Origin of the sequence: Paenibacillus harenae DSM 16969 (assembly GCF_000422465.1) — a bacterium.
GTDB lineage: Bacteria > Bacillota > Bacilli > Paenibacillales > Paenibacillaceae > Pristimantibacillus > Pristimantibacillus harenae.
The window spans coordinates 1955226-1968293 of sequence record NZ_KE383842.1; the positions used below are offsets into that span (position 1 = coordinate 1955226).

The 13068-nt window shown below is 51.9% G+C and carries 10 protein-coding genes; 2 read left to right on the forward strand and 8 right to left on the reverse strand.

Annotated features, from left to right (window positions below; genetic code table 11):
• Positions 1-18: 18 nt before the first annotated feature.
• On the forward strand, positions 19-1533 hold the full coding sequence (locus H581_RS0119310) for a response regulator transcription factor (protein ID WP_028611455.1): 1515 nt from the start codon (positions 19-21) through the stop codon (positions 1531-1533).
• A gap of 105 nt (positions 1534-1638) precedes the next feature.
• On the opposite strand, the gene H581_RS34545 is transcribed toward H581_RS0119310, so the two are convergent.
• The gene (locus tag H581_RS34545; protein WP_036718859.1) at positions 1639-5493 is read right to left on the reverse strand and encodes a carbohydrate-binding protein; all 3855 of its coding nucleotides are present in this window, start codon (positions 5491-5493) and stop codon (positions 1639-1641) included.
• Positions 5494-5855: 362 nt separating this feature from the next.
• On the opposite strand from H581_RS34545, the gene H581_RS0119320 reads away from it, so the two are divergent.
• Positions 5856-6626: a helix-turn-helix domain-containing protein gene (locus H581_RS0119320; RefSeq protein WP_028611456.1), complete on the forward strand. Its 771-nt coding sequence runs from the start codon at positions 5856-5858 to the stop codon at positions 6624-6626.
• A 121-nt stretch (positions 6627-6747) separates the two neighbouring features.
• On the opposite strand, the gene H581_RS0119325 is transcribed toward H581_RS0119320, so the two are convergent.
• From H581_RS0119325 to H581_RS0119355, 7 genes are all read right to left on the reverse strand, one after another.
• The gene (locus tag H581_RS0119325) at positions 6748-7398 is read right to left on the reverse strand and encodes an amino acid ABC transporter permease (protein ID WP_028611457.1); all 651 of its coding nucleotides are present in this window, start codon (positions 7396-7398) and stop codon (positions 6748-6750) included.
• A gap of 16 nt (positions 7399-7414) precedes the next feature.
• On the reverse strand, positions 7415-8068 hold the full coding sequence (locus H581_RS0119330; protein ID WP_028611458.1) for an amino acid ABC transporter permease: 654 nt from the start codon (positions 8066-8068) through the stop codon (positions 7415-7417).
• Between the two features lie 75 nt (positions 8069-8143).
• The gene (locus H581_RS0119335; protein ID WP_028611459.1) at positions 8144-8989 is read right to left on the reverse strand and encodes a transporter substrate-binding domain-containing protein; all 846 of its coding nucleotides are present in this window, start codon (positions 8987-8989) and stop codon (positions 8144-8146) included.
• Positions 8990-9009: 20 nt separating this feature from the next.
• Positions 9010-9738: an amino acid ABC transporter ATP-binding protein gene (locus H581_RS0119340; RefSeq protein ID WP_028611460.1), complete on the reverse strand. Its 729-nt coding sequence runs from the start codon at positions 9736-9738 to the stop codon at positions 9010-9012.
• 288 nt (positions 9739-10026) lie between these two features.
• Positions 10027-10998, reverse strand: a complete 972-nt coding sequence (locus H581_RS0119345; RefSeq protein WP_051250977.1) for a proline dehydrogenase family protein — start codon at positions 10996-10998, stop codon at positions 10027-10029.
• 79 nt (positions 10999-11077) lie between these two features.
• Entirely contained in the window at positions 11078-11890 is an 813-nt protein-coding gene (locus H581_RS0119350; RefSeq protein WP_051250979.1) for a helix-turn-helix transcriptional regulator, read from the reverse strand.
• Positions 11891-11914: 24 nt separating this feature from the next.
• Positions 11915-12787, reverse strand: a complete 873-nt coding sequence (locus tag H581_RS0119355; protein WP_028611463.1) for an NAD-dependent epimerase/dehydratase family protein — start codon at positions 12785-12787, stop codon at positions 11915-11917.
• Between the last annotated feature and the right edge of the window lie 281 nt (positions 12788-13068).

The window sequence follows — 13068 nt, forward strand, 5'->3', positions numbered from 1 at the left end:
TATGGGGAGGCAACGGAAATGTACCGGATACTCATCGCGGAAGACAGCAAACCGATTCTGCGCAACATCAAGGAATTGCTGCTGACGTCGGAACTGCCCGTTCAGGTTGTCCATACGGCTTCAAACGGCGAGGACGCGCTGGAAGGGTTTCGCAGCCATTTCATCGATATTCTGATTACGGACATCCGCATGCCGAAGCTGGACGGACTGGCTCTTATCGAGGAAGCGAAGAAAACGAATCCCAAGCTTAAAGTCATCCTCATCAGCGGCTACAACGATTTCGAGTATACCCGCAAGGCGATCAATCTGCAGGTCGTCGATTACTTGCTAAAGCCTGTGGAGCGCGGGGCGCTTGTGGAGGTCATGGAGCGGGTAATCGGACAGATCGGCGAGGAATGCCGCGAGGAGCTCGCGGGTTTGGACGTCATTCTCGAGCCTGCCGCAAGCCGGGCTTTAACGCTGCATCCGGAATTTTTTCGGAATAGGAAGCTGGTCATCCTGCTGCAGCTGCAGTATTTTCACCCCGAAGCGCCCGGATGGCGGACCGAATCGATTCAGAATGGATTGAGCCGTTCATTCGCCCCGTATCCTTTCCGGGTGTTCGCGACAAACAAACGGCGACAGATGCTGGTATTAACGGAACCGTCCTTCATCGGCGGCTCCGGCTCGACCATGGAACGGCTTGCGGATGTTCGCGCCTGTTTGATTGAAGCGGGGCTGTCGGTCTCGATCGCCGGCTGTTTCCGGCCCCTCATGCCGAAGGACATTGCAGACTGCTGCCAAACGTTATCCGAGTTTATAAGCAGCCGGATTTCGATCTTGGAGCCTGTTCTAGCAGATACGGATCACCCTGCCTCCCAAATCATCGAGGCAGGGGAGGACATGGAAAGGATCGGCTCGCGCTATTGCGACATGATTCTTAAGCTGCAGAAGGAGCCGTTTCTCCGTCAATTAGGGGAACAGCTTAGCAAATGGGGCCGGTCAAACCTGCGCATCGTGCAGCTGCGGCGCTTCGTCGCCATGCTGGTGAACGCCTTCGCGCTGCATCTGCCCGTCCGTGACGAGAAAAACGACTGGGAGATTCAAGCCGAAGCGCAGCACTTGTTCGAGAGGACAAGCTACGGCGAATTCTGTTCCGGCCTGCTCACTTTGTTCGAGAGCCGATTCTCGCTGGTGCAATCGCTGAATAAGAAAAGCGGATATGAGCTGTTCCGTCTAATCGATGTCCATCTGCAATCCAATCTCTACTCGCAGGTATCCATGAACGATTTGGCCGCCTCCTTCCACGTAAGCCCGTCGTATATAAGCCGGGTCGTGAAAAAACATTCGCAGCGCACCTTAATGCAGTATTATCTGAACTTGAAAATCGGGGAAGCCCGCAAAGCCATGGAGTCGAACCCCTCCTTGAAAATCAAAGAATTATCGGATGCGCTCTGCTTCTACGACCAGCATTACTTCTCCAAGGTATTCAAAGAGTACGCGGGCTGCAGTCCGTCGGAGTACAAGCGGATGCTGCATGGCAAAGAGTCGTAATGAACGGGAGCTTGCCGGAAGCCGCTTATGGTTCGGTTCCTTTAAAAGCGATATCACCTTCCCCTATGCCGGATCGGGCACGGAAGAAGGTGATATCGTCAATGATTACGCCGGATTCGGCGTCACCGTGAAGTTATCGATTGAGCTTTCGCTGTTGAAGCTTCTAACCCCTATTTTGCCATGCGTGAAAGCAGTCTCGCTCCGGTCCGTGTAATCGATAAGCGGATTTTCCATGTCCCCGACATAAACCTTGATCCTGGTGCCGCTCGCAACTACCTTCATATGCTGCCAATTCCCAACCGTGTCCGTTAGCGCCGTGCCGGTCAAGTACTGGAAGTTATAATCGAATTTGCCCAGATGCACGCCGTCTGCGGTCAGGTAGGCGACGTAACCTTGAAGGAAATCGTCCCTGTTCTGTCCCCTATCCGTACCGTCGGCCGGATTGTTTACGCGGAAAATGATACCTGCATTGCCTCCCGCTTGCGTATGTGAGCCCAATTGGATATCCGTCTCAACGAAATAGTCCGACCAGCGGCTGTCGCCGATGACGGCTTTCGGATACCCTTTCGGCCCGGATTTATATACGCCTTGTTTGGCGACGATCGGGTCGTTGTGGAATCGGAAGCTGTAGAAGTCGAATTCGCCGGTTACGATTTCCACCTTGACGGTGTGATCGCCCGCGGGAAGGGCAACCCCTTCTTTCGTTATCGTCATCCATTCGTGAAAACCGCCTGTATTCGGAACATCGACGATACCTGTAAGGTCGGTATGATCATCAAGCCAAAGTCTGACTTGACTGCCGTTCATGGCCGTTGCGACTCTCAAATCGAGCTTGTACGCGCCGGCTTCGGCGACATTCACCTTATATTTCAGCCATTCGCCGGTCTGGTTCCACCCCGTCGTAGCCCCTTCCGGGAGCATACGGATATCGACGTCATCGGTACGATACAGACCGCGTACGTTGTCCGGCGTATTGTCATGGTACGCGACCCCTTCCCCTCCGGTCATGTAATCTACGGCAAGAACGGTTCCGGGAAGCGTCTTGGATTCGTTTACCGTATGAAACGAGAGGTTTGCGAGCTCAAATTCACCCTGGACGATTTCAACTTTTACGGTATGATTGCCTTCGGGCAGCGTTATATCTCCAAGCTTGACATTTCTCCATTTATTCCATCCGCCGGTATTCGGAATATCTACGATGCCTGTTAAATCGGTCGTTTCGTCAAGCCATAAACGGATTTTCCCTCCATCCAGCGCCGTTGCGATCCGGACACTGGTGTCATAGGCGGCTGACTTGGCCGTGCTCACGTTATACTTCAACCATTCGCCGGACTGGTTCCAGCCGACGTTCCAGCCTCCTTGCGGATTGACGCGAATGTCAACTCCGTCATTGCGATATTGCCCGCCGATATTCGAGGCCGTGTTGTCGCGGTAACCGACACCCTCGCCGCCTGAGTTATAGTGAACGGCTTCTACAATACCCGGAAGAGATTTGGGAACGTCGAACGACACGAACTTCAGCCTCGCGAAATCGAATTCACCTTTCACCGTATCGAACGTAATCGTATGCCTGCCTTCCGGCAGATAGAAGCTTGGAGATAGCGTTGACTGCCAAGTATTCCAGTCCCCCGTACTCGGTATATGGACCGGACCGGTCAGATCCGTATGATCGTCCAGCCATATTCTCGCTTGATTATCCGTGAAAGTGGTGGCTGCCGTTATTTCAACCCTGTACATGCCGGCGCTCTTCACTTCGATGTTGTATTTCAGCCATTCGCCGGCCTGGTTCCATCCGACATTGAGCCCGTTGAAATTGCTGTTCGTCCGGATATCGACGGCATCGCTTCGATAGGCGCCCCCGATGTTGTCGGATGTTCTATCGTGGTAGGCTATGCCTTCGCCGCCCGTATTGTAGAAGGGCGCTTCAACGATACCCGGGACCGGCTTGGGATTGTCGAACGGAGCGGCTTCCCCCGTGTCTACCCGCCAGCCCTGTTCAAATCTCATCCAGTCAAAATCGTTTCCGTCATTGAAATCATCCGATAGAGGCATCGTCGCGGCGGAACGGTTAAACTTTAGGGAATCCAAATCGAAATTTCCGCCGGCCGGAATCACCTTAAGCTTATGCAGCCCTTGCGGAAGATTGACATCCCGGATCACCGCATTGTCCCATGAATCCGCGCCGCCTGTCGAAGGCAGCCGTACCGTATCCGTCAGCCCGGTCGATTCATCGAGCTCTAGCTTCACTTCCGCATCGGCTGCCGCAGCATACCTGATCGCGACGTCATAGGTTCCGGCTTCGGATACGTTTACGTTATACTGTAAATTCCCTTTATCGAACGAATCGACATAGTAGCCGCCATCTGCGGCTTCGGAGATATGGATCTGATCGGCATTGCCATCGGAAAGGCCATTGCCTTTCAGGTTGAAGTGGACGGCCTGGATCTCGCCGGGGATCGGCTTGTAAGCGGCATTGGCGCCGTTGCCGCCTACCTTGTCGCTGAACGCGACATATTCGAACTCCGCATGCGCGTCCATTGTCGCGTAGCCGATCTTGCCTTTGCCGAGCCGCTCGACGGAACGGGTTTGCTTTAACATGCCGTCTACATAGATGCGATAGTCGGAGCCCTCCTTCTCGATGCGGATCTGATGCCACTTCGTATAATCATAGCCTTGAGGAAGAGCGGTCGATACCCGTTCCGTATTTTTACCGTCTACGCGGAACACGGTCTCCAGACGATTCTGGTTGCGGTTAAGCGCGGCAATGCCATAATTGTTCTCATTCTTATAGGAAAATACGGCGCCTATCAGCGGGTTCTCGCTGTTCCCCTGCTCCACTTGCCTCAAGTTGAACTCCGCCGTGAAGTCGTCACCCGTCGCTTTCCGGGACAGAAGCATTCGGGGTCGTTCCGGTTCGCCAATTGCATCCTGATACAAGGTGCCGCCGTCCCGTATCCTCCAATTTCCTCCGTCCGCAACGATCCAATCATCGCCTAATCCGTCCCTGCGGAAACGGTCGCTGAACTCGGGCATTTCCGGATCGGGCTGCTCGGATGTCGTAGGGCCCAGCACGAGCATCTTGTCCCCGTTCCAAACGATCCGGTCCAGGTTCAGATTGCGCCCCGGATTGGCATGGCTGTGATAGACCATATAATCGGAATCCAGATCGGGACCGCGAACGATGGAGTTATGCCCAAGCCCGACATGTTCTCCTTCCGCGTCAAGAAGAATCGGGTTCTGGGATGCGGCCGGCGCGAAGCCCGCAACCGGGTTCGAACTGCTCGCGTAATCTACCCTGTAAGCCTTGCTCCATATGTGGTTCCCGGTATAGGTCATATAATATTTTCCGTTTCGTTTGATGACCGTCGGCCCCTCGGTCCAGCCCTTCATCGCGGCTCCGGTATTCGATTTCTCACCGAACGTATAAGGATCGGACATCGGACGAACGTCGATATTGCCGCTGCCGGTGCTGTAAAAGTACCATTGTCCGTCATCGTCAATGAATACGTGTCCGTCAATGCCATTGACCTTGTTGCCCGTTTGAGCAACGAAAGGACCTGTAGGGCTGGAGCTTTTCAGCACGCGATGACCGCGCTGCGTTGTGCCGGGATCATCGCGGAGCAGCGCGGTATACATGTAAAAATCGCCGTTCCAGTATACAACCTCCGGCGCATAGGCGCCCTTCGTAACCGGCTCGGCGGCGCATAGGCCGCGGTATTCCCAATTTACCAGGTCTTCCGACGACCATACCTTCACGCCCGGCTTATCGTCTACCGTACTTGCGTACAGATAGTAGATTCCGTTAAATTTCAAGATAAAGGGATCGCCTTCCCCATAAAAATCCCCATTATTCCACCGCCATGATTCCGGTACGATCTGCGGATTGCTGTAAGAGAATGCCGATGCCGAAAAGGACATCATGAAAACAAAAGCAAGCAATCCCGTCAACCATTTTTTCATTCCATATCAGCTCCTACGATAGAGTGCCATCCACGTTCAAGAAACGCTTCTTCCGGAGCGGCCGGACCGCCGCAGCCCAGCTTACGCCGTTTTTGAAAGCGTTCCCAAACCGTTTGCGTTAATTATATCGCGGATGGTACAACTTCTTAATAGAGAAAGCGGTGCGTAAAATGAGGAAAAGGGACATAACATCTCCTCTCGAGCCCTTTGCTCCATGTCCCGCCGCAAAAAATCGTGCTAGAATATAGGCACAGAATAAACGAATAAACAACGTTATTAAGGAAGGTCCGACGACGATGTTGAATAAACCCGGCAAACATGGGCCCATTTATCACCTGCCTCCGTTAGGAGATCCCCCTCCTGTGAGCGTACAGTTCTTGGGGATTAATTACTGTGATTCGGATTACCGCAATATTCGCACGCTTTCGAAAATTACCGTTTTCGGATTTGTACTATCGGGACAAGGACGCGTTCAGGTTGGCACCCCGGTATACACGGCTCGGCAGGGAGACGTATTCATCCTTCCGGCCGGCTGCTATCATGAAGTTGCCTCGGACCCTGATCACAAGGAGCAATGGAGTTATATATGGCTAAACATTAGCGGAAACTGGATTCTCAAGCTGTTGGAAGCCTATCATTTGCTCCCCCATACCGTCATATCGAGTAGAGAATTGGAATTCTTGTTTAATGAAGCCATTAAAGGCGCTAAGGAAAAATCAGTAGAAGAAATGAATAGCGAGCTGCAGATTATCGTTATGCGAATCATCGTCAGCCTCTTTGAAACGTTGCGCAAGAGAGGAGAATCGTTAACTTCAACGGTTTATGCGATAAAGCAGTGTTTGGACAACGCGATCCTTCATCCTTTCGATTCGGGCCAGCTCTCCGCGCAAATCGGCATCTCCAAGAAGCAGATGAATCGCTTATTTAAAAGAGAAGTTGGGACTACCGTCTATAACTACGTCATCTCCAAAAAGATAGAGTCCGCAAAACTGATGCTGCTTAATACCCAACTCACCGTAAGCGATATCGGTTATAAGCTTGGTTACGTCGATCCGCATTATTTTTCGAACCTGTTCCATAGCAAAACCGGCGTCAGGCCAAGCGCCTTTCGAAAGCAGTTTACTAAAATTTAGACTTCGAAATATACGCTCGCCGCTTCGGCCGCCGAACAACGCGTTAATATTTTGATAGGTATATGTAAGGTTTGCAAAAAAGCCGACTTCTCATGAAGTCGGCCTTTCGAATCCTCTGCCGTTAAACGATTTTCGTCTCCAGTCTTTTCGCAACTAACGATAAGGCGTAATTAACCGTAAAGTACAGAATGGCTGCTAACAGGAGAATCGGAATGACATAATTCTGATTTTGCCCGCTGACGATTTTTGATTGGTTCATAAGCTCCGGCAATGAAATGACAACGGCCAACGACGTATCTTTCAATAAGGATATAAATTGGCTGACAAGCGGCGGCACCATGCGGCGAAGCCCCTGCGGCAGAACGATATGCCAGAGGGTTCGCATGTAGCCGAGCCCCGATGATCGTGCCGCTTCAATCTGCCCCTTATCGATCGATTGCAGGCCGCTGCGGACGATTTCGGAAATCATGGCCCCTTCGAATAACGTCAAAGCAACGATCGCCGCATACACCGGACCGAGCTGAATGCCGATATCCGGCAAAGCGAACCGTGCGAAAAACATAATGAGGAGCAGCGGCAAATTGCGAAGCACCTCTACGAGCACGCCAAGAATCGGCGAAAGAACAGGCACCTTCATATAACGAATGATCCCGACGACAGAGCCGAGTAAAAAGCTGTAAACAATGGATAGAAACGCCACTTTGAGCGTCATAAAGAAGCCTTCGAATATAAACCTTAAATTGTCGCTTGAAAAAGCATTGGCGAAATCCATCAGGGCCCCCTCCTTCCTAACTGTGTTTAGCCAGTCTGCGTTCCAGGATAAGCGCTGCGTAACTTAAAGGAAGGGTCAGCACCAAATAAAAAACGGCAACAAAAATATAAGTATCAAAGGTGGCGTACGTTTTGCCGGCGACGCGATCGCCGAAATACATGAGATCCAATCCGGCGATAACGCTGAGCACCGACGAGTTCTTAACTAAATTAATAAACTGGTTGCTAAGCGGGGGAATGACGATTTTGATCGCTTGCGGGAGAATAACGTATCTCATCGTTTGCACATACGTCAATCCGGAAGAAAGCGCCGCCTCCGACTGTCCCTTCGGCACGGACATGATTCCCGCCCGAATCGTTTCCGCTATAAAGGCAGCGGTGTACACCGTTAGCCCAATTGTTCCACTAATAAATCCGTTTAGCGTTATTCCGAGCATAGGCAATACCAGGTAAAACAGATATACGATGAGTAAAAGCGGTATGTTACGGATGAATTCGACATATACGGTCCCGAGCCAGCGCAGCGGCTTGACGGTAGTAATCCGGAATACCGCGATGACCGTCCCAAGTAAGAAACTGCCGAGCAGAGCAAGGATGCTGGCATAGATCGTGTTCACAAAGCCTTCTATATAGAAGTCGAAGTATTCGATTAAGATTGAGAAATCCGGCATGGTTTATCCTCCTTGCAAATATGACCAATGGAAGAAGGACGGCCTTGGCCGCCCTTCCGGTGCTGCGTTGATCCGTTACTCGGAAGGCGCTTCCCCGATCCAGCGCTCGTAGATGGTATTGTATTCGCCGCTTTCCTTCATCGCTGCCAGCTCATTATTGACGGCATCCGCAAGCTCCGTCTCGCCTTTCTTGATCGCGATGCCGTACGGCTCGTCGGTGAACGGCTCTCCGACCACTTCGTAACCGGGATCTTGCGCCACCATGCCGTACAGAATGGCATTATCCGTTGTCAATACGTCTCCTTGACCCGCTTTTAGCGCGCCGAAGGCATCCTGGTAGTTATCGAATTCAAGCACGGTTGCATCCGGCGCCTTTTCTATAATGTTGTCTACGGAGGTGGAGCCTTTAACGGCGAGCACTTTGGTTCCTTTTGCAATGTCGTCGATGCCTTTAATCGCGCTTCCCTTTTTCACTAGCAAGGACTGTCCCGCTTTAAAATACACCTCCGAGAAATCGACCTGTTCCTTCCGCTCCTCCGTAACGGTCATGGTCGCAACAATCATATCAATCTCATTGTTATCCAGCATCGGAATCCGGGTCTTCGAGGTTACTTCCTTCAGCTCGATTTTCGTCTCGTCTCCCAGAATGGACTTCGCCAGCGCTTTCGCGATATCCACATCGAAGCCTTCGACTTCGTTGTTCGCGGGATTTTTGAGGCCGAACAGCTTCGTATCGTATTTCACCCCGACGATCAGCTTGCCTCTGCTTTTGATCGTATCCAGCAGCGAGGCATCCGCTCCCGGGTTCTCCCCCGTCGATCCCGAACTGTTGTCGACCTTCCCGCCTCCGCAACCCGCCAATACAAATACCGACATAACCATCGTCATTAAGGCAACGGCCAACCATTTCTTTGCCATCATTTCGAATCTCCCCTTTTATCCTAATGATTAAGTACACGATTTAAAAATAAGCGTGCCCGCTCCTCGCGCGGATTGGAAAAAAATTCGACCGGCGCCGCTTCCTCGATGATTTGTCCCTTATCCATGAACACGACCCGGTCGGCAACTTCCCGCGCAAAACCCATCTCATGCGTAACGACGACCATCGTCATCCCCTCGTTCGCAAGCGCCTTCATTACATCCAATACCTCGCCGACCATTTCGGGATCGAGGGCCGACGTCGGTTCATCGAACAGCATGACTTGCGGTTTCATGGCCAGTCCCCTGGCAATGGCCACGCGCTGCTGTTGTCCACCGGACAGTTGGGAAGGATATTGGCCGGCTTTGTCCGCAATCCCGACCTTATCCAAGTAATACATGGCGGTTTTTTCGGCTTCCTGCTTCGTCTGGCCAAGCACTTTCATAGGCGCTAACGTAATGTTGTCGATTACTTTCTTATGAGGATACAAATTGAAATGTTGAAACACCATTCCAATATCCCGCCTTAGCTTGTTAATATTCGTCTTCTTGTCATTGACTTTCTGACTGTTAACGGTCAGATCGCCGCTCGAGATGGTTTCCAGGCGGTTAATGCAGCGAAGCAGCGTGCTTTTGCCGGAACCGGACGGTCCCACGACGACGACGACTTCCCCTTGCTCCACCTGAAGATTGATAGCCTTGAGCACATGGAAATCACCGTAATGCTTTTCAACCTGTTGAAATAAAATCATTGGCCCCCTCCTTCCCAAGTTCATAAAGCAACATTTGTCAGATATAAGTTAGATAATCTTACATAAATACTACGGACAACCTACATAATCTTATCGAATCCTACATTTTAAATGAAATTATTTCTTGTATGGAGATCTTAGCTCGAACGAAAAGGGTGGAGTCAAGGCCATGCTGGCGATACCGCTCGATGCCGGTCCTTAAGCCAGATTAGCAGGCCACTAAAAAAACAGGCAATCCTCTCGCGAAGGATTTGCCTGTTTCCATTCTTCTTCTAACGCTTCGCTTATTTAGTCATACGCTTGCGTGTGATCGATTTCCTCATTGCTTACCATAGCGATCACGGCTCGATAAAGATTCGGCGGGTATTCCGCGATCCGATGACACAAGTACAAATACCAATCATGTCCGTAGGTAAGATAAATCCGTACCGGATACCCGGCTTTTTTTAGCTTGCTGCTCAATTCCGGACGAATGCCGTACAACATTTCGAATTCCGCACCTGCGCCGGACAACCATCCGCGCTCCAGCGCTTCTTCGATAATCCCCTCGTCATAGGTAGCAATAGACACGCGGTGCCCTTGGCGGATCGCGCTTTCCACAAGTTCCAAATAACGGCGATTCAGCTCGGGAGATCGGGGGATCGAGCAGTCATCCGGTTCTTGATAAGCGCCTTTGACGATGCGAATACGGCCAGGCGAAGCAAGCCTGGACGCCAGATCCTGCGGCGTTCTCGTCAATTGCGCCTGCAAAGTAATGCCGATATTCGGAAAAACCGATACGGCCCGTTCATATACGGAGAGGATGCTCTCTGTCTTGCCGGACTCTTCCATGCTGATGAATAGTTCGATGCCGGCTGCCTTGGCTTGTTCCGCAAGTTTCATCAGATACGAAAAAGCAAGCCCTTTATCCAATGAAAGCCCGATATGCGATAGATCGAATGACACGCGGGCCGGGATCCCCTCTTGGCCCAGATCATGGATCAAGCCCTTCATCTCTAAAGCGGCAGCTTCGCATTCCGCGGCATCCGTCGTATTTTCGCCGATATATTCGATGGATACCGCGTACCCTTTTGCCGCTAGCTTGCGTCCTGCTTCAAGGCCGTCCTGCCGAACGTCACCCGTTACGTACTGAGCGGCGGCAAGACGCAAAAGCCGATTGAGCTGGGGCGTCCGCTCCAAATAAGACTTTAGATCCGCGCGACGGGCGATTGATTTAAGCGCGGCCGTGAATTGTTTTTCCAAATCCGATGCTTGGTGCATGATACGATCTCTCCCTCTTTCAAGTTATATCCAGTGTACAAGGGAGAAGCGCAGCGGTATTGTATAAAATTGCTCTTTTTCATCTATGCGATAACGCATATTGTTGCGGCGTAGCCCCTACGATCTTGCCGAATGCCCTCGCGAAGTGACTCTGATCATAGAAGCCCGCTTCCGCCGCAATTTCGGCGATCGGCCGCTGTTTCATCAATTCCGCCTTTGCATAATTGATCCGCAATAAGTTTTGATAAGCATGCGGAGGCAGATGACTCCTGCTCTTAAATAATCGAATGAGATGGAATCTGCTGATTCCCGCAACGTTCTCCAGCTTCTCCAACGTTATCCGCTCGGTAAAATACGCATGCAGATATTCCTTTATAAGATTGACGTATTTCTGGTCCTGCTTGCCATGGCGTGATTCATGTTCGAGATCGGAGCTATTCCGGCTGACGAGCGCAAGCACCAGATCGATTAAAGCCGTTTCGGTCTCAAGCGGAGAACAGGCTCCGGCAAGCGCCTCCATCGTGCGGTTGATTAGCGTGCGACAGGCTTTATTCTTGCCTTCTCCCAATAGAAACGGGATATGAAGCCGGTCAATCTCCCGCTGCTTAAGACCCTGGAACCATACCGGATCAATGAACAGCATCTTGTATTTCCATTCTCTCCCCGTATCGGGATGACAGGCATGAGGCATCATCGGCGGAAAACTGATCAACCTCCCCGCTTCAACGCGATGCATGGTTCCGTCACACCAGGCGTTCGTTTCGCCTTCATCAACGACTCCGATCGAATATTCCTCGTGGAAATGCTTTTGATAGGCCAGATCGCCTTTCAGACATCGCTTTGCTTCCAAGAAAGGCAGCGCGTTATCGCGGTAAAAAGTCACGTTCGTCATGATTATTCAGCAACTCCCCGTTCATCATAGCCGATTCAAATGCGTAACTTCCAGACCGTGTCGGAACCCGCTCCGCCATGAATCATAGCGCGGCTTCCAGCCAAGCCGTGTAGCCTTGCCGTTCAGCGCGCCTCTCTCCCAGCTTTCGCAGCCGGGTTTCATATCCGGTGCCGGAGCATGCAGGGCATCGGCAAATGCCGTAAGCCACTCCCTTCCGGCTGCCGGCTCGCTGTCCGTAATATTATAGCAGCCGGAAGGCCAGCTCATTGCCTGCACGGCGGCGAGAGCGGCGTCATTTACATGAATAAACGAGCTGATGCCGTCAGTCGCCGGCAGCTGCCCCTGCTTCACCTGTTCGCCTATATAGCCATCCGGCGCATACCAGGTCCCCGGTCCATAGAACAGACCGTAACGAAGGATCACGTGCTCCGGCATTTCGGCAACGGCGCTTTCCAGCGCTTGGACGCTGTCGACCGTTGTTTTTCTGGGCGGAGCCGCTTCCAGATGAAGAGTTTGATCTTCGCTTGCAGGTCCTTCGCCGGGAGCGTATGCCCATGAGATGCTTTGCGCAACCATCCTGCGCACGCCGGCTTCAAGCGACGCATCGACAAGGTTGCGCGTTCCTTCTATACGAAGCCTCGCATGTTCCTCGAAGTCTCTGGCGCCGAGCGAGGTGAGCTGATGGATGACGGCATCCGGCCGGATCTCTTGAAGAACCTGAAATACGCCTTCGCGATTGAAGACGTCCAAAATAACGGGCCGTACGCCCTGACGGCTTAGCTGATCGGCATACTGCCCGGTTCGGGTTATTCCCGCCACCTCATGTCCTTCCTTGACCAATAAGGGGATGAGCGCTCTTCCGATAACGCCGCTCGCGCCCGCGACTATAATTTTCATTCGGTTTCAACCTCCATTGTAAAATTTGGATTCCGCCTCCGGGATCGAAACGGATTGTCATCCCTTCACTCGAAATCTAGCAATATCTTCTGAAATACCGTCTAGTAGAATGTTCCGGAAATCGTGTTCTTACAGGACGATCGGCTAGCCCGCGTTTTGCTCCGTAGGTCTCGGGGCTAACGGTTAACGGACGTCAGAGGCGTTATCCTCCCAAAATGAGGCATTTGAAAAATCTAACGGACATGAGAAGCCTTATGGGGCCGATGTTTGCCATATTCCCT